Genomic DNA, 23,895 nt, shown 5'->3' with positions numbered 1-23,895 from the left:
GGTCGTAGAAGTTCAGGGGCGGAGTGGGCGGGCACGTCCTGGTTGGGCGGATCTGCCCCGGCCCGTCGGGACCGCACCGCGAAGGCCCGGAAACAAGCCGTTTCCGGGCCTCTGGACGTACGCGATGCGTGTTACGCGGCCGGCTTCTCCTCGAGACGCGGGAAGAGGACCGCGCCCTTGGTGACCGTGGAGCCGGCGGGCAGGATGCCCCAGGTGCCGGCGTCCTGGACCTTCTGGTCCGCGAGGGCGCCGAGGCCGGGCTCCGCGCCGAGGGAGTCCCAGAGCTTCTGGGAGGTCTCCGGCATGACCGGGTTGAGGAGGACCGCCACCGCGCGGAGGGACTCGGCGGCCGTGTAGAGGATCGTCGCCAGGCGGGCCCTGCCCTCGTCGGAGGTGTCCTTGGCCACCTTCCAGGGTTCCTGCTCCGTGATGTAGCCGTTGACCTGCTTCACGAAGTCGAAGACCGCCAGGATGCCGCCCTGGAAGTCCAGCTCCTCGCCGATCTTCCGGTCCGCCTCCGTGACGGCCTGGGTGAGGCCGGCGTGGATCGCCTGCTCGGCCTCGCCGTCGGCCGCCGACGCCGGGAGCTCACCGCCGAAGTACTTGCCGACCATGGCGGCCACGCGGGAGGCGAGGTTGCCGTAGTCGTTGGCCAGCTCGCTGGTGTAGCGGGCGGAGAAGTCCTCCCAGGAGAAGCTGCCGTCCTGGCCGAAGGCGATCGCCCGCAGGAAGTACCAGCGGTACGCGTCCACACCGAAGTGCGAGGTCAGGTCCTGCGGCTTGATGCCGGTCAGGTTGGACTTGCTCATCTTCTCGCCGCCGACCATCAGCCAGCCGTTCGCGGCGATCTTCCCGGGGAGGGGGAGGCCCTGCGCCATCAGCATGGCCGGCCAGATGATCGCGTGGAAGCGGAGGATGTCCTTGCCGACCAGGTGGACGTCGGCGGGGAAGGTCGCCTCGAACTTCTCCGGGTTCTCGTTGTAGCCGACAGCGGTGGCGTAGTTCAGCAGCGCGTCGACCCACACGTAGATGACGTGCTTCTCGTCCCACGGGACCGGCACGCCCCAGTCGAAGGTCGAGCGGGAGATGGAGAGGTCCTGGAGGCCCTGGCGGACGAAGTTCACGACCTCGTTGCGCGCGGACTCGGGCTGGATGAAGCCCGGATCAGCCTCGTAGTGGGCGAGCAGCTTCTCGCTGTACTCGCTCAGCTTGAAGAAGTAGTTCTCCTCGCTGAGGATCTCCACCGGCTTCTTGTGGATCGGGCACAGCTTCTGGCCCGCGTACTCGCCCTCGCCGTCGAGCAGCTCACCCGGGAGCTTGTACTCCTCGCAGCCCACGCAGTACGGGCCCTCGTAGCCGCCCTTGTAGATCTCGCCCTTGTCGTACAGGTCCTGTACGAACTCCTGGACGCGGTCGGTGTGCCGCTTCTGCGTGGTGCGGATGAAGTCGTCGTTGGCGATGTCGAGGTGCTCCCACAGGGGCTTCCAGGCCTCCGTGACGAGCTTGTCGGCCCAGGCCTGCGGGGTGACCCCGTTGGCCTCGGCCGTGCGCATGATCTTCTGACCGTGCTCGTCCGTGCCGGTGAGGTACCACACCTTCTCGCCGCGCTGGCGATGCCAGCGGGTGAGCACGTCGCCTGCGACGGTCGTATAGGCGTGGCCCAGGTGAGGAGCGTCGTTGACGTAGTAGATGGGAGTCGAGACGTAGTACGCCTTCGCTCCCTGCTTCTCTGATCCAGTGGCCGCCATGGGCGAAATCCTACTGGCCCGGTGGGGGTCGGCTCACACGCGTTTCGGGGGGCGGACGGGATCCGTCCGCCCCCCGAGGGACGGTGAGGGGTGAGCCAGGGGTTACGGGCGCCAGGAGGCCAGTACGCCCTCGTACAGTTCCTTGTCCGTGAGCTCACGGGGGGCGGGGCCCGCGTGGAAGAAGGAGGCGTTCCCCGTCTTCAGCTTGCGGAGGTAGTCGAACGCCTTGTTGTCCTGCTCGCCGAAGGCGACGAAGGAGAAGAACACCTCGGGGTGGCTCTTCGCCGCCTCGGTGAGTGCCTGGGTGGCGGGGGTCTTGGCGTCGGGGGCGCCGTCCGTCTGGAAGACCACCAGGGCGGGGGTGCCGGCCTTCTCCTCGGCGTGCCGGGCGAGGACCGCTTCGACTGCGGCGTGGTAGCTGGTCCGGCCCATCCGGCCGAGGCCGGCGTGCAGCTCGTCGATCTTGTTCTCGTGGTCGGTGAGGGTCAGCTCGCCGGTGCCGTCCAGTTCGGTGGAGAAGAAGACGACGTGGACGGTGGCCTCGGGGTCGAGGTGGGCGGCGAGGGCGAGGGTCTGCTCGCCGAGTGCCTGCGCGGAGCCGTCCTTGTAGTACGGGCGCATGGACGCGGAGCGGTCGAGCACGAGGTAGACCTTGGCACGGGTGCCGGTGAGGTCGTGGGCGGCGAGGGTGGTGGTGGCGGCCTTGTAGGCGGGGGCGAGGGCTGCGGGGGCGGGGGTGTCCGCCTCGGCTTCGCCTTCGGCGGGGGATTCGTTCCCACCCGCACCACCCGTGCGGCTCTCGTCGTCGGGTGCGGGTGGCCCCTGTGGGGTGTCCTCGCCGTCGGCGGCCGCGGGCGCGGTCGTGGGGGCTGCCTCCGGCTCCGGGGCGGGGGCCGCTTCCGGCTCGGCCTCGGCCTTCGCGTCCTCGGCGGCGGCCTTCGGCTCTGCCTCGGTCTCGGTCTCGGCCTTCGGTTCGGGCTCAGCCTCTCCTGCGGGCGCCGGCGTTGCCTCGGTCTCGGGCTCCGGCTCCGGGGCGGGGGTTGCCTCGGCCTTCGGCTCCGGTTCCGGGGCGGGGGTTGCCTTGGCCTTCGGCTCCGGTTCCGGGGCGGGGGTTGCCCCGGCCTTCGGCTCCGGGGCGGGCGCCGCCTCTGCCTTCGGCTCCGGGGCCGGCGCTGTTTCGATCTCGGGTTCCGGGGCTTCCTCGGCGGTGGTCTTCGGTTCTGCCTCGGCCTTCGGGGCGGGAGTCGTTTCCGCGGCGGGTTCTGCCGCGGGCTCCACAGCCGCCTCGGCCTCGGGCGTCGTCTTCGGAGCCGCCTCTCCCGCGGGCTTCGGGGCGGGGGCTGTCTCCGCCTCGGGTCGGGGCTGGTCGGGGGTGTCGGTGGGGTGGGCGGGTCCGGGGACCGTGAGCTTGTCGAACGCGGCGCTGACGAGGTCGTGATCGTCGTCGCGGGGTTCCGGGACCGAGGGAGTGGCGGGTGCCGGCTCCCGGGACGGGGACGGAATGGTCGGGTGCGTGCTCGCGGCCGGCTCGGGCGATGTCGGAGCGGCCGTTTCCTTCGGCTCGGCGGCCTGCGCCGTACCCTCCGCTTCGGCGGGGCTCGCTTTGCGTGACCGTCCGAACGCGTTCCGCAGGAGAGTGAGAATGCCCATGTGCGCAACCCTTCGCGTGAGTTGGTGCCCGTCAATCCCTGGCCAGGACGGACACGTAAGGTTAGCGGCCCGCAAGGGCGATCTTGGGCAGGGTTGGGTTTGCGGAATCGTATATGTCAAGAGCGCGATTCGGCCCACTCGGTGGCGGAACGTGCCCGCCCGTGCACCGTCCGCACTGGTTCCGCAGGTTCACCCGCCGTTCATCCCGGCGCCCGGCTGCCGCACTCATGTCCTCCTACGGTCACGCTGACACCCCGGGCTTCCAAGGAGAGAACACGTGCGAAAGCTGCTGCCGTTGATCGGAACGCCGTCCGGTTCGCACCCCGGCGGGCGGTCCGCCATGACCTGTCGCTTCCGGTGTGGTGACGCCTGTTTCCACGAGGTGCCCAACACCAGCTCCAACGAGTACGTCGGTGACGTCATCGCCGGCGCCCTCAGCCGCCGGTCCGTGATGCGCGCCGCCGCCGTCGTGACCGTCGCCGCGGCCGGCGCCGGGGCGGCCGGCATCGCGGCCGCGCCCGAGGCGCAGGCGGCTCCCGCCGTCAAGGGCGGACGTCACCCGCACAAGTCCAAGGCTGCCCGCGGCCTGCGGTTCACCCCCGTCGCGCCCAACACCAGGGACGCCGTCACCGTGCCGGAGGGCTACCGCCAGGACGTCGTCATCCGCTGGGGCGAGCCCATCCTGCGCGGCGCGCCCGCCTTCGATCCGGAACGGCAGAGCGCCAGGGCGCAGGCCGGACAGTTCGGGTACAACTGCGACTTCCTCGCGCTGCTGCCGCTGCGCGGAGAGCGTGACCGGCAACTGCTCGTCGCCAACCACGAGTACACCGACGAGATGCTCATGTTCCGTGACTACGACCCGGAGAACCCCACCCGTGAGCAGGTGGAGACCGCCTGGGCCGCGCACGGGCTCGCCGTGGTCACGGTGGAGGAGGAGCGGCGCAGCGGCAGGCTGACGCCGGTCGGCCGGCATCACCTCAACCGGCGGCTCACCGCCACCTCCGAGTTCCGGCTCACCGGGCCCGTCGCCGGGTCCGACCTGGTGAAGACGTCCGCCGACCCCAGCGGGCGGAAGGTGCTCGGCACGCTCAACAACTGCGCGGGCGGCACCACCCCCTGGGGCACGACCCTGCACGCCGAGGAGAACTTCAACCAGTACTTCGCCCACGGCAGCAGCGCGACCGACAAGCGGTACGGGATCGGCAGCGGCGGCACCGAGCGCAAGTGGGAGCGGTTCGACAAGCGGTTCGACCTCGCCCAGGAGCCGAACGAGGCGCACCGGTTCGGCTATGTCGTCGAACTCGACCCGTACGACCCCCACTCCACCCCGCGCAAGCGCACCGCGCTCGGCCGGTTCAAGCACGAGGCGGCGACCGTGCGGCTGACGCACGACGGGCGTCCGGTCGTCTACAGCGGGGACGACGAGCGGTTCGACTACTTCTACAAGTTCGTCGGCAGCAAGCGGATGCGGCACGGCAACAGCCGCTCGGCGCGCGAGCACAACCTCTCGCTGCTCGACGAGGGCACCCTGTACGTGGCCAGGCTGACCGGTGACTCGCCGGCCATCGAGATCGACGGGACGGGCAAGCTCCCGAAGGACGGCGAGTTCGACGGCGGCGGTGAGTGGATCCCGCTGGCGACCGCCACCGCCCGCGGTGCCGTCTCGCACGTCGAGGGCATGACCGCCGAGGAGGTCTTCGTCTTCACGCGCCTGGCCGGCGACAAGGTGGGCGCCACGAAGATGGACCGGCCCGAGGACATCGAGCCCAACCCCGTCACCGGCAAGGTGTACGTCGCGCTCACCAACAACTCCAACCGCGGGGTCGGCTCGAACCCCGAGGCGGACGAGGCCAACCCGCGCCACGCCAACAAGCACGGCCACATCCTGGAACTGACCGAGCGCTGGAACCGGCCGGAGAGCACCCGCTTCGGCTGGTCGCTGTTCCTGGTCGCGGGCGATCCGGAGGACCCGGCGACGTACTTCGCCGGCTTCCCGAAGGACTCCGTCAGCCCGATCTCCTGCCCGGACAACGTCGCCTTCGACGACCACGGCAACCTGTGGATCTCCACCGACGGCAGCGCCCTCGGCTCCCACGACGGCCTCTTCGGCGTCGCCACCCGCGGGGACCGGCGCGGTGAGCTCAAGCAGTTCCTGACCGTGCCGACGGGCGCGGAGACCTGCGGTCCGGTCATCCAGGACCGCCGGGTGCTGGTCGCCGTGCAGCACCCGGGCGAGGTGGACGGGGCCACGGTCGACAGTCCCGCCAGCACCTGGCCCGACGGGCCCGGCACGTACGTCCGCCCGGCCGTGGTCGCGGTGTGGCGTGCGGACGGGCGGGACATCGGCGTCTGACGCCCGTGGTCCGGGGGTGGCCGGGGTCGGGGGCCCGGCGCCAGGTCCGCCAGCCACTCCCGGAACGCCGGTGCCTGCCGGGCCGCCCCCCGGTACGCCTCGGCCGGGTCGGGGCGGACAGCCTCCGGCTCCGTGTCCGTACGGGCCCGCCCGTGCCCGCCCCGGGTGTGCGTACCGGGCCCTCGAGGCACTGGGGGAGGCACGACTGCCCGCTGCCGCGCGGGCGCGACCGCCGCGCGGGCCGGCAGCCCGCAACCGGCCGTCACGCGTATCCGTCCTTGGGGGAGGATGCGAAGACACAGCGCCCGCGGACGGAAGGCCGGCCCCTTGGACACTGCCACTGCCGACCCGACGGTCACCGGGGACGGGAGCGGACGGCGGCCCGGGGGAGGGCGGCGGTTCGGTGCCTGGTGCGCCGCGCTGCTGTTCGCCGGGGTGAGCGCGGTCGTCGGCTGCCGTACCGCCGACACCGACGGCATCACCCCCGTGCCCCAGCTGCTCGCGTTCCTGCCCTGGCTGCTGGTCCCCACCGGCGCCGGGCTGCTGTTCACCCTGCTGGCCCGCTGGTGGGCCGGTGCGGTGTGGGGTGTGGTCCTGCTCGGCCTGCTGGCCTGGTTCATCGAGCCGTACGGGAAGTCCGGCGATCCGGGTGGTCGGCCCGTCGCCGAGCTGCGGGTGCTGACCTCCAACGTGGAGTTCGGACAGGCCACCGACGCGCTGATCGACACCGTACGCCGTGAGAAGCCGGACATCATTTTCGTACAGGAGTGCGAGTACAGCTGCGACGCGGCGCTGGAACGGGAGCTGGCCGACAGTCATCCGCACCGGCGGGCCGTGGAGGGCGGAGGCTCCGAGGGCTCGGTCATCCTCAGCCGCTTTCCGCTCGAGGCCACCGAGGGAGTGCCGGGCACCATGGGGATGCCCGGCGCGGTGGCCGACGTCGGCGGGCACTCCGTACGGCTCCAGCTCGCCCATCCCATGCCGCCGCTGCCCGAGCAGGTCCGCCTGTGGCAGCGGGAGCTGGGCGCGCTGCGCGCCGCGGCCGCCGATGCGCCGGACGTCCCGGCCGTGTTCGCCGGGGACTTCAACGCGTCCCAGGACCACGCGGCGTTCCGGCGCATCCTCGACACCGGACTGCGCGACGCGGCCCGGCTCGACGGCTCCGACCGGACCCCGACCTGGCCGTCCCGGACCGCTCCGGCGTTCGGCGCGCAGATCGACCACGTCCTGGTGTCCGAGGAGTTCGCCGCGTCCGGGGCCCGTTTCCTCGCCCTTCCCGACACCGACCACCACGCCGTACTGGTCGACCTGACCCTGCACGTCAGGTGACCGGCGGCGGAGGTCACCCGACGCGGTGGCCCTGGGCGTCCTCGCGGGTGTAGAAGCGGTAGAACATGACGGCGAAGACGCCCGCCGTGACCGCCAGGGCCACGGCCGTGGAGCGCAGGACACTGCCGCCGGACTGGCTGAAGAGGAAACCGACCGCGCTGCCGCAGAAGGCGGCCCACACGGCCGCGTGCACTTCGCGCCGCAGTTTCGGGGCCACCACCATGAGCGTCATGAGGACCACGGCGAACACGAGCGCGGTCAGGAAGCCGAACAGCAGGTTCCAGCCGGTGACCGGCCCGCCGTAACGCCGGTTGGCCGCCGCCCAGAAGCCGTACACGAGCCCGAGCAGCACGGGCAGCGCGACCAGCGCCGCCCGGTGGGCCCGCGCACTGAAGAGATCCGTCGAACTGCCGCCCCGCTCGATCGCCCGCCGCCGGGCCCGGGGTGCCGCGTGCGCCATCAGAGCTCCTCTCTCCTCGCCCCCGTCTACCAGGGCACACCCGCCGGGGTCCGGCGGCAAGTCGGCGGCCCGGACCCGGCGCTTGCCGGTGCTCCCCGGAGACCGGATGCGGCCCGCATCGCCCCGTGATTCGCTGGGGCGGTGAGTCCGGACAGCGGGGGACACGGTGGCCTGCACGACCGGTACCCGTGGGCCGGCCGTCGTGACGGCGTGCACCGGCACGAGATGCTCCAGGTCGGCAGCCGCAGCGTCGCCTGGGTTCCGCCCCTGCTCCTGCTCGTGGTCATCGCGGTGACCGACTACAACACCGGCGGCGAGTTCCGGACCATCTCCTGGATCGTGCTGGTGCCGGGCATCGCCGCCGCGCTCTGCGGACTGTGGGGCACGGCCCTGTTCGCCGTACTGTCGATCGTCACCTACACCGCCGTCGACAGCGCCTGGCCGCACCAGTTCCAGGCGGGGCTGCCGGACTTCATCCTCGTCAGCGTGGGCGGTGTCCTCGCCACGCTCGCCTGTGCGGTGCGGGTGCGCGGCGAGCGCCGCGCGCTGCACATGCGGGACGTCACCGACACCGTCCGCCGTACCGTGCTGCGTCCCCTGCCGCCCGGCTGGGGCGGGCTGGAACACGCCGGGGTCTATCTCACCGCCGACGCCCAGGCCCGGGTCGGCGGGGACTTCTACGACATCCAGCCGGGCCCGCACGGTACCCGGGTGCTCGTCGGTGACGTGCAGGGCAAGGGGCTGGGCGCGGTGGAGACGGCGGCGGTCCTGCTCGGCACGTTCCGGGAGGCCGGCTACCACGAGGCGGAGCTGGCGGTGGTCGCCGACCGGCTGGAGAACCGGATGGTGCGCCACAGCGAGTACCGGTCGGCGCTCGGCCGGGGCGGCAGCGACCGGTTCGCCACCGCCGTGCTGCTCGGTTTCCCGGCGGACCGCGGCGACTTCGTGGACGCCGTCGTCTTCGGTCACGAGCCTCCGCTGGCCGTCGGCCCCGGCGGGGTGCGGATCCTGCCGGGCGTGGGGGGACTTCCGCTCGGCTATCGCGACCTCGCTCCGGGGACGGCGCCGCGGGTGAACCGGGTACCGCTGGACGTGGACGAGACGCTGCTGCTGGTCACGGACGGGGTGACCGAGGCCCGGGACGCCGACGGACGCTTCTTCCGGCTTGCCGAGCACGTGTCCCGCCTGGTGTCGGAGAATCCGCGGACCGCCGCACCGGCCCGGCTGGTCGCCCTCGTACGGGACGGCACGCTGCGGCACTGTCACGGACGTCTGGCCGACGACACCACCGCGTTCGCGGTGCGGCGGATCCGCGCGGCGGGGCGCGAAGGGCACGAAGGGGGACGTTCACCGTACTGACCCCGCCCCGTGCGGCCGCAGCGGTTACCGTGCTGACGTAGCTGATCCACAGGGGGAGGGACCATGCCCGCAACCGTGCTGCTGCTGGCGGCCGCACCGCTGGGCCGCGGGCGGCTGGTGGACGCGGCGTCCGTGCTCCCGGTCCTCGCCGCGGTACCGCCCGCCGTGCTGTCCGGCGCGGACAGCGCGAACGTCGTCGAGCTCGCCGACCCGCTGGAGCCGCAGGCCGTGCTGACCCGGCTGCGGGCGGCCGCCGCCGCCCCGGGACCGCTGACGGTGTACGTCAGCGGCCAGCTCCACCTCGACCGCCGGCAACGGCTCCCGCACCTGGCGCTCGCCCGGACGACCGCGTCCACCGTGCGCTACACGGCGCTGCCCTGGCACTGGTTCCGGGAGGAACTGCGGCTGCGTCCGGCGGGCGCGACGACCCTGATCCTCGATCTGCGCGCCGACGCCGAGACCTGGCGGACGCTGGGGGCGCCGCGGCCACCGGGCCCGACCCCGCCGGGACCGCCGGACTTGCTGGACTGCGGGCGGGACAACGCCGTCTACGGGCGCGTCGCGCCGCCGCCGTCCCGTCGTACGGTCGCGGTACCGGCGTACATGAGGGCGGTCGCGACGATTCTGCGCAGCGGGCGGCGGCCCCCGGTCGAGGAGCTGCACCAGCAGGCGCTGGCCCGGATCGCGCCGGAGAGCGCGGGCGTGGACCGGGTGCTGGCGCAGCCCGGACCGCTTCCCGGCGACCCGCACGCGGCCGTCACCGCCGCCGTGCGCTCCGGCCGGCACGCGGACGCCGACGCGCTCGCCGCGCGTCTGGAGCAGGCGGCCGGCCTCGCACACGGGCCCGTCTCCGAGGAGGCGATGCACTGGACCGAGGTGCGGGCCGATCTGGCGATGCTGGCCGGGGACGCGGTACGAAGCTGCCGTACCTGGCTCTCGGTGGCCACGGCGCGGCTGTCCGCCGGGCAGCCGGTGGACGCGCCCGCCGTCGAGGCCGCCGTGGACCGGGCGCACCATCAGTGGGGGCGGATCGGCGACCCGGTCCACGCCCGTGAACTCGGGCCGGTGCTCGCACAGTTGCGGGGGCACGTGCCGGGCCGGCGGGAGGGCGCGCTGGATCATGTGCGCCGCCAGCTCCAGCAGTTGCAGACACAGGGTTGAGTGACGCGGGAACCCTCCCCAGCGGGCGACTGTGGTGCCATGATGGTGAGCTATGGCTGAGGGGGACGGTGTGGCCACCCAGGGTATTCGCGTACGCCTGGACGGTAGAGCGGCCGAGAGGGACATCGGGGCGCTGCGCAAGTGGCTGGAGCGGGAGCTACCGCTCCACGAACGCATAGACGCGGGCGAGTTACGGATCCACGAGCGGCCCAGGACGGACGGCGCCGGTGCCCCGATGGGGGTCGGCATGGACCTCGTCCTCGTCGTCACGGGGGCGGGCGCGGCCGTGATCTTCGAGGAACTGCTGGAGCAGGTGAAGCGGGCGGTGTCGGCCTGGCGTGCCAACCGGGGCGCCGTCGAGACCGGCGATCCGCCGGACGCCGAGGTCGAACCGGTGAACGTCGACGACAGGTAGGCCGGTGACCCCCTTCGACCCGCGCGGGCGGGTGAACCGGGCGTTGCTGGTCGGCGTCTCGGAGTACGACTTCACGGAACCCCCGCACGGGGTGCCCGGCGACCTCCCCGCGGTCAAGCACAACGTGAACCGGCTGCGGGACGCGCTGGAGCGCGGCGAGGCCTTCGGCGAGGGAGAGATCAGGGTCGCCCACTCGCCGTCCCAGGACGACTTCGGCGAGGCGCTGCACCGGGCGGCGCGGGAGGCGGAGGGGGTGCTGCTGCTCTACTTCGCCGGGCACGGAGCCATCCCCAGCGCGGCCGACGAGCTGCATCTGCAGATGCGCAACGCCCGGGTGGTCGCGGAGCAACGGACCGTCTTCCCCGGCGCGGAGACGCTCACCACCGTGCTGACGGTCCTGATGGCCAGCCCGGCCCAGCGGATCGTGGTGGTCCTCGACTGCTGCTTCGCGGGCAACGCGGCCTGGGTCCTGGAGACCTTCCACGAGAAGTCGCGGGTGCTGCTGCTGATGAGCGTGCAGGCCAACAACCGTATCGACGCGGGCGACGGCCGGACACCGACACCGTTCACCGCCGAACTGGTGCGGCTGCTGGAGGAGGGGACGGACGGCGGGGCACGGCTGTCGGACCTCGCCGACCGGCTGCGGGACCGCATGACCGCGCTCGGCCGCCGCACGATGCGCGGCGAGCCGTGGGTGCCGCTGCTGAAGGCGGAGCGGCGCGTGGACGTGCTGCTGACGCGCAAGCCGGCAGAGGGTCCGACGGGTGTGACGGGCGGCGACCGGACGGGCGGGGGTGTGACGGGCGGGGACCGGACGGACGTGGACCTGGGCCGTCCGGTGGACAATCCCGGATCCGGCGGCTCCGGAGGGGGATGTACGGGTGACCGGACGCGTTCGCCGCTCCTGGGCCTTCTCGCCCTGCCGCTCGACCGGTTACGCGCGTTCGTCTCCCGTCCGGGCCGCCCCCGACCGGCGAGCGGGCCCACCGACGGAACCGGGACCGCGGGCCGGCCCGGGACCACGGACGGGACCGCGACCGGGGACGGAACCGCGACCGGGGACGGAACCGGCGCCGAGGGAGGAACCGGCGCGGAGGGAGGAGCCGGGCGCGGAGCCGGCCGGCGGAGCGTGCTGCGCGTCGTCCTGCCCGCGGTGTTCGCCGCCGGGCTCCTCGGCTTCGGCGGCTACGCCCTCCGGGGGTTCGTCGGCTCCGAGAGCGCCCCCTGCGCCCCGGCGCTGGAGCTGCGGGTGCTGACCGACCCGGATCTGGAGGCGACCGTCCGCGCCGCCGCCGACGCCTATCTCACCTCCGACCAGAACACCACCGGCGACGGCTGCCGGCACACCGGCGTCACCGTCTACAGCGCGGGTTCCTCCGACGTGGTCGGCGCCCTGCGCAGCCGGACCGGCGCCTGGCACGAACCCCACGACGAGGACCTCAACCCGCAGCGCGACATCGGCCCGCAGCCGGACATCTGGATACCCGCCTCCCGCGCCGACGTCGACCGGGCCGAGGACGGCCGGGACACGGACGCCGTCGCCACCCTGGAACCCGACGGGGAACCCCTCGCCTACTCCCCCGTCGTGCTCGCCGTCCCGCAGGCCATCGGCTCCGACGCCCTGCACGACCGCACCGGTCTCACCCTGGCCGAGATGATCGACGACCTCACCGCGCGGCACGAGAACGCCGCCGTGCACCGTCCCGACCCGGAGCACACGGACGTGGGGCTGCTCGCCACGGTCGGCCTGTACGGCGCGCAGGCGCGCGACGTCGCCCGCGGGGAACGCCGGGTCGCCCAGTTCGGACCGCCCTCCCCCACGGCCGCCGACCTGCTGTGCACGCTGCCCGACAACGATGCCGTGGACGACCGCACCGCCGCCCTCGTCCCGGAGTTCCTGATGCGCAGCGGTGTCGGCTGCGAGCCCTCCACGCGCAGCCCGCGTCTCGCCCAGTACCCGCAGGACGTCCCCGGCGTGGAGCCGGTGCTCGTGCGGGTCCGCTGGCGGGGCGCCGACCGCGACGAGCGGGCCAGGGACGCGTCGGTGGACGGCTTCCGCGACTGGCTGACCGGTGAGGGAGGCCGGGCGGTGTTCGCCCGGGACGGTTTCCGTGCCGCGGACAGCCGGGAAGTGCTGGATCCGGACGAGGTCAACGACCACGGCATGCTGAGCGCGCCCACTCCGCTCGACGAGTCGGCCGGACGGGACGCGATGGCGCGGGTGCTGCGCGCCTACCAGGACGCCGGCGGGCCCGGACGGGTGCTGTTCCTGCTCGACAGCTCCGGTTCGATGGCCGACCGGTGGGAGGGGCCGAGCGGCGGCCCCGGTCTGCTGCGGCAGTCGCTCGGCGGACTCGGCGGTCAGGACGAGTACGGGGTGTGGTCGGTGGCGGACACCTCCGGCGGCCGGCCGTACACGACCCTCCTGGACCTCGCCGCGCACCGGCGGGCCGACGCCGAGCGCGCGGTCGGCACCGGCGCCCGGATCCGGGACGCCGAGGCCGATCCGTATGCGGCGCTGCTCGCCGCGCTCGACGAGATGAAGGGCCGCGGGGGCGGCGACGGACGCCCGCAGCTGATCGTGCACATCACCGACGACGAGGACAACGACCGGCTGACCGGGCGGCGCCTGGAGGAGGTCCTGGACCGGGCGGGGACCTCCGGTGTCCCGGTGACCGTGGTGTCCCTGCGGAGCGGCGGCTGCGACCGGGACGGACCGGATCACCGGATCGCCGATGTGAGCGGCGGGCGCTGTCTGGACGCCGGTGACGACCTGGGCGCGGCCCTGCAGGACGAGGTCGCCCGCACCGGAACGGGGGAGGGCTGATGGCCGGAGCGAGGAGAGGGCCGGTGCTCCGGCGGGGCGCCGCGCTGCTGTCGCTGCTGCTGGTGCTGGCCGCCTGCACCGGAGGCGGGAGCGGAAGCGGGGACCGGGGAGGGGGCGGGGACGGCGGGCCGGTCCAGGCGGCCGGACAGGACGTGCCCGGCACGATCGTCGTCGCCAGCGGCCGGGACGTCACCGGCAAGAACGGCATACGCCAGCAGCTCATCGACGCCTGGAACCTGCGTGAGCAGCGGGCCGGTTCACAGTTCCAGGCCCGGCTGGTGGAGCTGCCGGGCAGCGCCGACGAGCAGCGCAGCCAGCTGCTCGGCGCGCTGCAGTCCGGCAGCGCCGACTACGACGTGGTCAACCTGGACGTCACCTGGGTGCCGGAGTTCGCCGAGGCCGGGCTGATCAGGGAGCTGCCGGAGGACCTGGTCGACCGTGACGTCATCCCGTCCGTGGCGGGCACGGCCCGGTGGGACGGCAAGGTGTACGCGGCGCCGTTCAACAGCGATGTCGGCCTGCTGTACTACCGGCGCGACTATCTGGACCGGGCCGGTGTCGAGCGGCCCGACCCGCGCGACGGTCTCACCTGGCAGCAACTGCAGCACCTCGTCGACGCTCTCGACGCCCGGCTCGACCGGGACGCCTACAGCAGCGGCTGGACCACCCAGCTGGCCGCGTACGAGGGACGTACGGTCAACGCGGTGGAGGCGTTCGCGTCCGCGGTGGAGGACTTCGCGCTGGTCGACGAGGACGGCCACTACACGGGGACCGTCGCGGAACTGACCGAGGGGATCGCGGAGCTGGGCCGGCGCACCGCGCCGGCGTACACCCTCGAGGACGCCGCCCGCTCCGACGAGGCGACGTCGCTGAGTGACTTCACCGAAGGGCGTACGGCGTTCCTGCGGCACTGGCCGTACGTCTATCCGGCGCTCTTCCAGACGTTCACCGAGGAGCAGCTCGGGGTGGCCCCGCTGCCCGGGAAGGCGGTGCTCGGCGGACAGAACCTCGGGGTGGCCGAGGCGTCGCCACGGCCCGGCAAGGCGGCCGACCTGATCCGGTTCCTCACCGGCAGGCAGAGCGAACGGTGTCTGCTGGAGGCCGGTTTCGCGGCGACCCGGACCTCGGCCTACGAGGACGGTGAGCGCTGTACGGCGGTCACCGTCGCGCCGTCCCGGTCGGCGACGGGGGAGGGCGCGGACCCGGTGCCGCGCGACAAGGGAGGCCGTCCGCTCTACGCCGCCACCATCCTGAAGGAGGCCCTGCGCGACGCGGTGCAGCGGCCGAGGACCCCGCTGTACGGGGCGTTCACCCAGACCCTCACCACCCAGCTCGGCCCGCTCCTCAGGAACGGCCGGCCGGGAAATGAGGTGCTGGCGCGGCGCCTGGACGCGGCGCTGCGCAAGGCCCTGCCCGGCTGACGGCCGCCGGAAGCAGAAGGCAGGAGGCAGGAGGCAGGAGGAGGGGACCCCTCCGGACCGCCGCTACCGCACCGCCGCTTCCAGGGGCGCGGTGGTCTGCCGGTCCGGCTCGGGGTCGTCGGCCTCGGCCGGGCCCGCGTTCGCCGCCAGGACCAGCGCCGCGACCGCGGCGACGGCCGCGGCGAAGCCTCGGGCGTAACGCTCGGTGGTACGTGTGCGTTCCAGCACGGCGACCTCGCAACAGCGATGGGTTAAACACGTTTAATCCGCGGTTTAACCTAGGGGCTGCCGTACTCGAACGGCAAGAGGCGCCAGGGGAGTTGGCATGGGGGACCGGGACGAGCAGGGAACCATCGGACGCCGGGTGCAGCGGTTGCGGGTACAGCGCGGGATGACCCAGAAACAGCTGGCGGAGCCGGTGTACACGCCCGCGTACATTTCCACGCTGGAGGCCGGCCGGGTACGCCCCTCCGACGACGCGCTGCGCCATCTCGCCGACCGTCTGGGAGTCGAGTTCGACGAACTGGCGACCGGGCGTCCGGCCCGGCTGGTGACCGAACTGCGGCTGCGGCTGACCGAGGCACAGCGCACGCTCGCGGTCGGTGAGGCCGGGGCCGCGGTGGAGCAGTACACCGGACTGCTCACCGAGGCGGAGACGCACGCGCTGGCCGAGGAACAGGCCGCCGCGCTGCTCGGGCTGGGGGAGTGCGCGCTGGAGACCGGTGAACTGGCCGAGGGCCGCGAGTACTTCGAGCGGGCCGAGGCCCGGCTCGGCGACGCGCCGCTGACCGCCCGGGTCCCGGCGCTGCGCGGTCGGGCGGTGGCGCACTACCTCGCGGGGGAGTTGCGGTACGCCGTCTATCTGCTGGAGTCCGCGCTCGACGAGCTGAACCGGGGCGGTCTGCACGACCCGGACGCGCTGCTGCTGCTCTACGCCAGCGTGATCGGGCCCTACATGGACATGGGTGCGCACGCGCGTGCCGCGCAGGCGGCGGAGTTCGCGCTGGCGCTCGCGCCGCAGTCCGGCGACCCGGCGCTGGTGGCGCGGATGCACCGCTCCGTCGCCCGCACGCTGCTCGCCGAGGGCCGGCTGGCCGAGGCGGACGCGTCGCTGGCCAAGGCCGCGGAGCTGTACCGGGGGCTGCGACTGCGCACGGAGCTGGCCAACTGCCACTGGATGCGCGGGTACGTGTACGCGCAGAACGGTGAGCTGGAGCGCGCCGAGACGGAGATGCGCGAGGCGCTGCGCATGCTGTCCGCGACCCGTGCGGCCCTCTACAGCAGTCAGCTGACGGTCGAGCTGGCCGACGTCCTGCACCGGCGTGGCCGTTCGGACGAGGCGGCGGTCCTGCTGCGGGGCGTGGCCGGCGGGCTGTCCTCCGAGCGGGGCGCGGTGCACGCGGCGGCCGCGCACCGGCTGCTCGGCATCATCGCCGAGGACGCCCGCCGTCCCGAGGAGGCGGAGGAGCACTACGTCCGCGCGATGAGTCTGCTGGAGCGCGCGGGCGCCGCCGGTGACCTGGCCGACCTGTGCCGCCTGCTGGGCGATCTGCTGCGCCGCACCGGGCGCGTCGAAGCGGCGCTGGACGCCTACCGCACCGGTCTGGGCCACCGCACGGCCCCGGGCACCACCACCCTGGGCCCGGCCCCGGCCCAGCCCCAGCTCTGACCGGTGCGACGCGCCCTCGCCCCTCCCGCCCTCTCGCCTCGGCCTCCCTGGTGGGACGTGTTTCGGGGGCGGGGCGGAGGGTAGTCGGTGGGCGCTTTCGGACATGGTGGGAGGCGGTGGGTGTGCGGCCCGGGGATGACCCTGGGGTTGACCCGGAGGACCGGGGCCGGGGTGCCGGTCACGGGGCGTCCGAGCAGGTCGCCGAGACGATCGCGGAGGGGCTGCGCGGGGCAGGGCCCGCCGCCGCCCCCGGACGGCTCTGCGCGGTGGCCGTCGCCCTGCTGCCGGTGGACGGCGCGAGCGTGTCGCTGCGCGGCGACGGCATGCCCCTGCAGCTCGCCGCCTCCGGTCCGGGTGCCGCCCGCCTCGGCCAGCTCCAGGCGACCCTGGGCGACGGCCCCTGCCGGAACGTGCTGCGGACCGGCCGCGCCGTGCTGGTCCGCGACCTCGCCGCCGCCGACTGTGCCGACCGCTGGCCCGTCTTCGTCCAGCAGGCGCTCGGCGCCGGCGTCCGGGCCGTGTACGCACTGCCCCTGGGCAGCGAGGACACCTGCGTCGGCACCCTCGACCTCTACCGTGACACGCCCGGCGGGCTCACCGCCCGCCAGCTCCGCACGGCCCGCCTCGTCGCCGGCGTCATGACGGTGGCGCTGATGGACCTGCCGCACGGGCCCCCCGACGGGGACGGACCCTGGCTCAGCGGGCTGGCCGCCGACCACGACCGCGTCCACCAGGCCGTGGGCATGATCATGGTCCAGCTCGGCATCGGAGCCGACGAGGCACTGGCCCGGCTGCGCGGCGACGCCTTCGCCCACGGCCGCACCGCCCTCGAGGTGGCCCTGGACGTCGTCTTCCACCGCCGCCGCTTCGACTCACCCTGAACACACGGCACTTATTCTTGGCTGCCATGGACACAGCTATTCTCTTCCTCATCTGCGTGGTGCTCCTCGGCACCATCACGCTCCAGAGTCATCTCTCCCGCGCCGAACGCCGTGCCGCCCGTGTCGAGCGCAAACTCGACCTGGTACTCCGTCACCTGGGGCTGGAGGAGGAGATCCCGGGACAGGACGAGATCATCGGCCTCGTCCGCCAGGGCAAGCAGGTCCAGGCGGTCAAGCTGTACCGCGAGTCCACGGGCGCGGGTCTCGTGGAGGCCAAGCAGGCCGTGGACCGCCTCTCCTGAGCCGTGGTTCAGACCCGCACCCGCCCCTGGCGGGCGACCTCTTCCAGGCGGTCCGCGCCGAGTCGGGTGACGGCCTGGGTGATCTCGGGGAGGACCGCGCCGAGACCGGCGTTGGTGAGGACCAGGGTGTCCTCCCCGACGCGGACCGCCGCGAGGTCCACGGTGAGCGCGGTCCGCACTCCCCCGGAAGACCCCCCGGTCATCCGCAGACGCAGCGCGGACCGTGCGTCGCCCGCCTCCGGGATCGGCAGCCGGGTCACCTCGACGAGCTGGGCGCCGGCCCGGGTGGCCGTCGCCTCGAAGCGCTCGCACCTCTCGGGAAGGGTGCCCAGCCAGTCCAGGACACGGTCGACGTCGGCCGGAGGATACGCGGCGACCTGGTAGCGCAGCTGGGCGTCGTTGTAGGTGTCGTCGAGGGTGGCCGTGGCGCGCGGGCCGGCCGGGGTGCCGAACAGCTCCTCCGTGTAGAGGGCGTCGAGGAGGCGGCGGCAGTCGGGCCGGTCGGTGGTCGCCTTGAGCAGCCCGTCCCGCCAGGTCGCCGCGCCCCGGCTGGTCATCCAGGGCTCTCCCAGGTCCGCCTCCGTGATCAGCGCCTCCCGCAGCTGTGCCTCGCTCAGCGAGGGCGGGGACGACGCGGCCGGCCGCTCGGTGGCGGAGGCGGCGGAGGAGGCGGACGGTGACGGAGGCGGCGGAGGAGGCTGCGAGACGCCCTCGGGCAGGGGAAGCGGGACCTCCCGGCCGTCGGCCATGCACCCTGCCGTGGTGAGCAGGGCCGCCACCGCCAGCACGGAGACGAGGAGGGCGCGGGCGGCGGCCGGGGCATGGGTCATCGGGGTGCCTCCTGGGGAAACCGGGCCGTCCACGAGCGGACGTGCTCTTACGGCACCACCGGCCCGGTCACGCCACCAGCGAGGCGAGCCGTCCGGGTGAGCGGTCCCGGGACCCCGGTTCCTGCCGGTACCCCGGGCTGTGCCCCGGCGCCTCCGGCCCGCGTTCCGGCGCCGTCGGGACGGGGCCCTCCCGGCCTGGACGTGCAGCGCTGCGTGCGGCTTCACCCGGAGAGGGCCGGCCGCCCGGTGCGGTAGCCGGGCCCGGGACCTGGGACCTGGGTTCCGGGGTCCGGGGTTCGGGGTCCGGGGTCGGCAAACGGGTCGAAAGTGCCGCGCGCCGCACCCGCGGGGAATGGCTCCCCGCTGTCCGTACGTTCACTTTTACGGTGATGTGGACAGATTCTCCGCCGGTACCCGCACACACCCCGAGGAGACCGTGTGACCGACCGCTCCGCCGCGCCCGACGCCCGGCCGCCGCACCCCGCACCCGTTGCCGCGCCCGACCTCTCCTCCCAGAACCCCGACTGGTGGCGGCAGGCCGTCGTCTACCAGGTGTACCCCCGCAGCTTCGCCGACGCCGACGGCGACGGACTCGGTGACCTGCGCGGCGTCACCCGCCGCCTCACCCACCTCGCCGCCCTCGGCGTGGACGCCCTGTGGCTGAGCCCGTTCTACCCCTCCGAGCTCGCCGACGGCGGTTACGACGTCGCCGACCCGCGCGACGTCGACCCGCGCCTGGGCACCCTCGGCGACTTCGACGAGATGGTCCGCGAGGCACACCGGCTCGGCCTGAAGGTCATCGTCGACATCGTCCCCAACCACACCTCCCACCAGCACGTCTGGTTCCAGGAGGCGCTGCGCGCCGGGCCCGGTTCGCCCGCCCGCGACCGCTACGTCTTCCGCGACGGCCGGGGCGAGCGGGGCGAGCTGCCGCCCACCGACTGGCAGTCCGTGTTCGGCGGCAGCGCCTGGCAGCGGGTGCCGGACGGGCAGTGGTACCTGCACCTGTTCGCCGCCGAGCAGCCCGACCTCAACTGGGGCCACCAGGACGTCCGCGACGACCACCGCACCACCCTGCGGTTCTGGTCCGACCGGGGCGTGGACGGCTTCCGGGTCGACGTGGCACACGCCCTGGCCAAGGACCTGAGCGAGCCGCTGCGCGACCTCGGCGCCCACGCGTCGGGCGGCGAGGCCGCCCTCACCGGCTTCCCGCCCGGCACGCACCCCTTCTACGACCGCGACGACGTGCACGAGATCTACCGCGACTGGCGCAAGATCCTCGACGCCTACACGCCGCCCCGGACAGCCGTCGCCGAGGCCTGGATCCCCGGCGAACGCCGCGCCCTGTACGCCCGCCCGGACGAGCTGGGGCAGGCCTTCAACTTCGAGTACCTGCAGACCCCGTGGGACGCGCGGGAACTGCGCCGGGTCATCACCGACTCCCTGGCGACCGCCGCCGCGGCCGGTGCCTCGGCGACCTGGGTGCTCTCCAACCACGACGTGATCCGGCACGCCTCCCGGCTGGTGCTCCCGCCGGGCACCGACGACAACGCCTGGCTGCTGTCCGGCGGCCGGGCCCCCGCCGTCGACCCGGACGCCGGGCTGCGCCGGGCCCGTGCGGCCACCCTGCTGATGCTGGCCCTTCCCGGCTCGGCGTACGTCTACCAGGGTGAGGAGCTCGGTCTCCCCGAGGTCGCCGACCTGCCCACCGAGGTCCTCCAGGACCCGATCTGGGAACAGACGGGGCATGTCCGCAAGGGCCGTGACGGATGCCGGGTGCCGCTGCCCTGGACGGCCACCGGTCCCTCGTACGGCTTCGGGGCGGCCGGTGCCTGGCTGCCCCAGCCGCCCGCCTTCGCCGCGTACGCCGTCGAGGCGCAGGACGGGGTGGAGGGCTCGACGCTGGAGCTGTACCGCACGGCCCTGCGGCTGCGCCGCAAACTGCTGGCCGGCGAGTCGCTGACCTGGGCGGAGGAAGCCCCGGACGGGGTGCTGCAGTTCGACCGCGGCGATGGCTGGCGCTGCGTGACCAACCTGTCCGCCGGCCCGGTGTCCCTCCCGGCGGGCGAGCTCCTGCTGACCAGCGCACCCCTGGAGGGCGGACGCCTCGGCCCCGACACGACGGCCTGGCTCGCCCGCTGACGGAGGGGCCCGCCCCGGCCGGGCCACCACCCGTACGGGTGGCCAGCGCGGGCGGGCCCCGGCGAGGTCCCGTCAGAATCGGTTCCGGGTGTGTCCGGGACGGTCGTACAGGGAGCCGCCGACGATGAACGGGTCCAGCAAGACAGCCGCCGCCGCGCTGACCGCGGCCGGGGTCCTCGTGGGTGCGTGGCTCCCGGCCGGGACGTCCGCCGCGGCCGGTGGTCCGGGGCAGCCCCGGGTCCTGTGGGGTGAGGTGACGATCCCGCCCGGACGGGACGGCATCGTCGAGGCCGGGGGCCTCACGGGCACGCCCCCGGGCACCGGTTCCACGCTGACGCTGACCGCGCCGGCCGGGACCCGGGTCACGGCCGTCCCCCTCGACGCCCCCGGCTACCGGGGTGCGGTCGCCGCCGACGGCCGTACCGCCGTCTACACCGCGGTTTCGGAGCGGCAGCCGTGGCGGGAGGGTGCCTTCCCCTTCGTGCTGGCGGTGCCCTCGGACGCGGAACCGGGCACCCGGCTGAGCGGCTGTGTCCTGCGGCTCGCGGACCCCGGCGGCCTGGTCGAGGCGTCCGGCGGCTGTCAGGTGACGGTGGGACTGGCCGAGCCGGTCCTGGCCCGCCCGGAGTCCGGGGTGCCGCTGGAGGAGCGGCCGGCGATCGCGGGCCGGGCCCACCCGGGCGCGCAGATCACCGTCTCCGACCAGGACGGCGACGAGGTGTGCGCCGACACCACCGGTTCGGACGGCCTCTGGGCCTGCACCCCGGCCCGGGCCCTGCCCGGCGGGCCCAACCGGCTCCAGGCCACCGCCACCCTGAACGGGGTGAGCGCCTCGAGCGAGCAGATCCAGATCACGGTGACGGCCCGGAGGTAGCGCACCGCCCGCCCCACCGCGGGGCGGGCGCCGGACGGTCCCGGGTCAGACGTGTCCCGGGCCTCCGCTGCCGAAGGCTCCGCTGGACCCGGGCAGCCAGCGCTTGCGCTTCTGGTCCTGGCCGGTCCTGGACCCGGAGCGGTGGATCTCGTAGGGCATGAGCCGGGACCCCTTCCTCTCCACCCGCGGCATCTCGTCCGGCTCCCGCATCTCCCGCATCTCGCGGACCGCGCCGCCCTCCGGCAGCTTCGGCTGGTCCTCGGGGCTGGGGCGGGGGGACTCCTGGTCCATCACCCGCATGCCGACCCGTACGGCCCAGATCAGCGCGCCGGCCACGATCAGCCCGCCGAGGAAGGCCGCGGTCACGTTCCACACGCTCTGACTGGCGGCGAGAAGTTCATACGTTGCGGTGCTCATACTTCCGAGTATGGACGAGGAAATGAGATAAAGCTCCCTATATGTCCGGATCCTCGAAGGGGGCGATGGAGGGCCGGTCCGCTCGTTCGGCCCGCCCCGGCGGGCGGGCGCCCCCGGCCCGTGGCAGATTGCGGCCAGCGGGAAGGCCGGGACGGGCCGTCGCGTCCCCACGTGTGCAGCTCGGGGCCCGGCCCCGGCCTTCCTGTACCCGCCCGCTGTCGCGTCCCGCGCCGTCGTCCGGGAGGCCGTCCCCTCCACCTCCGTGATCGCCTCCCCGTCTTCGTGATCGCCTCCGGGGCGCCGGCGGCCCCCTCGGTCCCCGTGCGCGGCGGATCCCGGAACCGCCGGCCCGGCCGTCGGAGCCCGGTCCAGGAATCCGGCATGAGGGGCACTTCCCGCACTCCCCCACCCGCGCCGCCTCCGGTGACGCCGTCTTCCACGACCGGCTGACGGGCACCATGGCGGCCGGCGAGCGCGCCCGGACCGCGCCGGACGCCCGGATCGCGCCGGACGCCCGGACCGGGCCGGACGCCCGGACCGGGCCGGCCGGCTATCTCCGGACGGTGTTCGTCACCCTGGCGGCCGACCGGGGCACCGACGACCTCATCACCACCCGTTTGCCGGACGCCGAGGTCCTGCGGGCCGTGCACGCCCACAACCGCCGGACCGTGGAGATCCTCCCCGGCCGGGCGTCTGACCAGGGCGAGGTGCGCCCCGACGCCATCACCGAGGACCTGCTGTCCGCCCCGGCCGCCCCGTTTCGCCCCTCACCGCGGCCGCCACGCCCGGCGCATGGCACCGTCCGCCTGCCCTGTTCCTCGACGGATTCCGTGCCACGCCGCCGGCTCCCCTTCCCGGCAGGACCCTCACCGAGCCCGAACTCGGTGTCCTGCCCGGCGAGATGGGGCCGCACCCCAGCCGCCCGCCCGAGGCCGCGAGGGTGCCGGACGAGGCGTAGCGGCCGCAGAAGGACCTCCGGGACACCCGCCGACCGCGCCTCCGCGGCACGGTCGGCAGACATCTGTCGCCGCGGCGACAGTTTTTCCACCCGGGCGACTAGAGTTCCCCTGTGGGGAACCCGTCCCCGTGGCGGACCGTGCCCCCTGTGGTCCGCGGAAAGGCGCGCAATGTCCCCGGAGAGTCAGCCGTACGACGACCGCCGGCGGCCGGACCGGGACCGGCTCCCCGTCGCCGACCGGCTGGACGACGACGACTTCCCGGCCTACACCATGGGCAGGGCCGCGGAACTGATCGGAGTCGCCCCCACCTTCCTCCGGGCTCTGGGCGACGAGGCGGGGCTGATCGACCCGGCGCGCTCGGGGGGCGGCCACCGCCGCTTCTCCCGCCGTCAGCTGAGGCTGGCCGCCCGGGTCCGCGAACTGGTCGACCAGGGCACGCCGGTCGACGCCGCGTGCCGCATCGTCGGCCTCGAGGAGCGGCTGGAACGGGCCGAACGGGACAATGAGGAGCTGCGGCGGGGGGAGGCGGGCGCGGTCCCGGAGCACCGGTAAAAAATCTGTTCCCGCTGGCACAGTATTTCCGCCCCCGCTACCGAAAATGTCTTTCGCTAAACACGCCGTCGGGGTTTAATTCCAGTGATTTTCCTCGCTTGCCGCGGATATGAATCGTGCTAGGCTGACGTCAGTTGCAGTTGTGGTTGCCAGTTTGCTACCGGTTCTCCGGGCAGGTGATCATCGCGACGATGGAGGGATTCGTAAAGTGCGAGTTCCGACACTGTCTCAGGAGATTTGATATGGCCACCGGTACGGTGAAGTGGTTCAACTCGGAAAAGGGCTTCGGCTTCATCGAGCAGGACGGCGGCGGCGCTGACGTGTTCGCCCACTACTCGAACATCGCCACCTCGGGCTTCCGTGAGCTCCAGGAAGGCCAGAAGGTGACCTTCGACGTCACTCAGGGCCAGAAGGGCCCGCAGGCGGAGAACATCGTTCCCGCCTGATCCCCTTCACAGGGATTGAGGAGCAGGGCCCGCACTTCGGTGCGGGCCCTGCTTTTTGTTTTGTACCTGTCCGTTCACCCGCATTTCGCCCGGAGGCCCG

At 73.6% G+C, this 23,895-nt stretch carries 20 protein-coding genes; 14 read left to right on the top strand and 6 right to left on the bottom strand.

The genetic code is table 11. The features are described 5' to 3' along the window. Positions 1-131 precede the first annotated feature (131 nt). On the bottom strand, positions 132-1,748 hold the full coding sequence (metG, locus tag HTV45_RS17675; protein ID WP_215206763.1) for a methionine--tRNA ligase: 1,617 nt from the start codon (positions 1,746-1,748) through the stop codon (positions 132-134). A 102-nt stretch (positions 1,749-1,850) separates the two neighbouring features. Continuing rightward, entirely contained in the window at positions 1,851-3,398 is a 1,548-nt protein-coding gene (locus HTV45_RS17670) for a VWA domain-containing protein (RefSeq protein WP_215206762.1), read from the bottom strand. A gap of 277 nt (positions 3,399-3,675) precedes the next feature. On the opposite strand from HTV45_RS17670, the gene HTV45_RS17665 reads away from it, so the two are divergent. Together HTV45_RS17665 and HTV45_RS17660 are read left to right on the top strand one after the other, a co-directional pair. Continuing rightward, positions 3,676-5,751, top strand: a complete 2,076-nt coding sequence (locus HTV45_RS17665; protein WP_215206761.1) for a PhoX family phosphatase — start codon at positions 3,676-3,678, stop codon at positions 5,749-5,751. Between the two features lie 327 nt (positions 5,752-6,078). Beyond that, positions 6,079-7,080, top strand: coding sequence for an endonuclease/exonuclease/phosphatase family protein (locus tag HTV45_RS17660; RefSeq protein WP_251692282.1), 1,002 nt, complete (start codon positions 6,079-6,081; stop codon positions 7,078-7,080). A 13-nt stretch (positions 7,081-7,093) separates the two neighbouring features. Here the strand turns inward: HTV45_RS17660 and HTV45_RS17655 are convergent, their stop codons facing one another. Continuing rightward, the gene (locus HTV45_RS17655; protein ID WP_215206759.1) at positions 7,094-7,540 is read right to left on the bottom strand and encodes a hypothetical protein; all 447 of its coding nucleotides are present in this window, start codon (positions 7,538-7,540) and stop codon (positions 7,094-7,096) included. A gap of 141 nt (positions 7,541-7,681) precedes the next feature. Here HTV45_RS17655 and HTV45_RS17650 point away from each other — a divergent pair, with 141 nt between their 5' ends. The 5 genes from HTV45_RS17650 (at position 7,682) to HTV45_RS17630 (ending at position 14,723) form a co-directional block, all read left to right on the top strand. Then, a complete protein-coding gene (locus tag HTV45_RS17650; protein WP_308309693.1) occupies positions 7,682-8,899 on the top strand; it encodes a PP2C family protein-serine/threonine phosphatase in 1,218 nt (405 codons plus the stop codon). 63 nt (positions 8,900-8,962) lie between these two features. After that, entirely contained in the window at positions 8,963-10,060 is a 1,098-nt protein-coding gene (locus HTV45_RS17645; protein ID WP_215206758.1) for a hypothetical protein, read from the top strand. A 52-nt stretch (positions 10,061-10,112) separates the two neighbouring features. After that, positions 10,113-10,475 carry a hypothetical protein gene (locus HTV45_RS17640; RefSeq protein ID WP_215206757.1) on the top strand — a complete coding sequence of 121 codons (363 nt, stop codon included), beginning with the start codon at positions 10,113-10,115 and terminating at the stop codon, positions 10,473-10,475. A 4-nt stretch (positions 10,476-10,479) separates the two neighbouring features. Next, positions 10,480-13,302 (top strand): caspase family protein, encoded by a 2,823-nt coding sequence (locus HTV45_RS17635; protein WP_308309692.1) that lies wholly within the window; start codon positions 10,480-10,482, stop codon positions 13,300-13,302. Further along, complete coding sequence (locus HTV45_RS17630) at positions 13,302-14,723, top strand: extracellular solute-binding protein (RefSeq protein ID WP_215206756.1); 1,422 nt, start codon at positions 13,302-13,304, stop codon at positions 14,721-14,723. The genes HTV45_RS17635 and HTV45_RS17630 overlap by 1 nt, the downstream gene beginning before the upstream one ends. A gap of 63 nt (positions 14,724-14,786) precedes the next feature. Here HTV45_RS17630 and HTV45_RS17625 read toward each other — a convergent pair whose 3' ends face one another. Beyond that, complete coding sequence (locus HTV45_RS17625; protein ID WP_215206755.1) at positions 14,787-14,951, bottom strand: hypothetical protein; 165 nt, start codon at positions 14,949-14,951, stop codon at positions 14,787-14,789. A 97-nt stretch (positions 14,952-15,048) separates the two neighbouring features. Here HTV45_RS17625 and HTV45_RS17620 point away from each other — a divergent pair, with 97 nt between their 5' ends. The 3 genes from HTV45_RS17620 to HTV45_RS17610 all read left to right on the top strand — a co-directional run bounded on the left by HTV45_RS17620 (position 15,049) and on the right by HTV45_RS17610 (position 17,575). After that, positions 15,049-16,392, top strand: coding sequence for a helix-turn-helix transcriptional regulator (locus HTV45_RS17620; protein ID WP_215206754.1), 1,344 nt, complete (start codon positions 15,049-15,051; stop codon positions 16,390-16,392). A 116-nt stretch (positions 16,393-16,508) separates the two neighbouring features. Continuing rightward, positions 16,509-17,273 (top strand): GAF and ANTAR domain-containing protein, encoded by a 765-nt coding sequence (locus tag HTV45_RS17615; RefSeq protein ID WP_215206753.1) that lies wholly within the window; start codon positions 16,509-16,511, stop codon positions 17,271-17,273. Between the two features lie 26 nt (positions 17,274-17,299). Next, complete coding sequence (locus HTV45_RS17610) at positions 17,300-17,575, top strand: hypothetical protein (RefSeq protein ID WP_215206752.1); 276 nt, start codon at positions 17,300-17,302, stop codon at positions 17,573-17,575. An 8-nt stretch (positions 17,576-17,583) separates the two neighbouring features. Here HTV45_RS17610 and HTV45_RS17605 read toward each other — a convergent pair whose 3' ends face one another. Then, on the bottom strand, positions 17,584-18,405 hold the full coding sequence (locus HTV45_RS17605; protein ID WP_215206751.1) for a hypothetical protein: 822 nt from the start codon (positions 18,403-18,405) through the stop codon (positions 17,584-17,586). Positions 18,406-18,843: 438 nt separating this feature from the next. Here HTV45_RS17605 and HTV45_RS17600 point away from each other — a divergent pair, with 438 nt between their 5' ends. After that, a complete protein-coding gene (locus HTV45_RS17600) occupies positions 18,844-20,547 on the top strand; it encodes a glycoside hydrolase family 13 protein (protein ID WP_215206750.1) in 1,704 nt (567 codons plus the stop codon). A gap of 124 nt (positions 20,548-20,671) precedes the next feature. After that, a complete protein-coding gene (locus tag HTV45_RS17595; RefSeq protein WP_215206749.1) occupies positions 20,672-21,421 on the top strand; it encodes a carboxypeptidase regulatory-like domain-containing protein in 750 nt (249 codons plus the stop codon). Between the two features lie 45 nt (positions 21,422-21,466). Here the strand turns inward: HTV45_RS17595 and HTV45_RS17590 are convergent, their stop codons facing one another. Then, a complete protein-coding gene (locus tag HTV45_RS17590; RefSeq protein ID WP_215206748.1) occupies positions 21,467-21,838 on the bottom strand; it encodes a DUF6479 family protein in 372 nt (123 codons plus the stop codon). A gap of 1,127 nt (positions 21,839-22,965) precedes the next feature. Between HTV45_RS17590 and HTV45_RS17585 the strand changes: the two genes are divergently transcribed. After that, positions 22,966-23,349: a MerR family transcriptional regulator gene (locus HTV45_RS17585; protein WP_215206747.1), complete on the top strand. Its 384-nt coding sequence runs from the start codon at positions 22,966-22,968 to the stop codon at positions 23,347-23,349. 242 nt (positions 23,350-23,591) lie between these two features. Beyond that, positions 23,592-23,795 (top strand): cold-shock protein, encoded by a 204-nt coding sequence (locus HTV45_RS17580; RefSeq protein WP_004985680.1) that lies wholly within the window; start codon positions 23,592-23,594, stop codon positions 23,793-23,795. Positions 23,796-23,895 lie beyond the last annotated feature (100 nt).

It is taken from the genome of Streptomyces sp. CHD11 (assembly GCF_018638295.1).
Lineage (GTDB): Bacteria > Actinomycetota > Actinomycetes > Streptomycetales > Streptomycetaceae > Streptomyces.
Note: the sequence above shows the minus strand (reverse complement) of the source record. Positions and strands in the feature narration are given on the sequence as shown.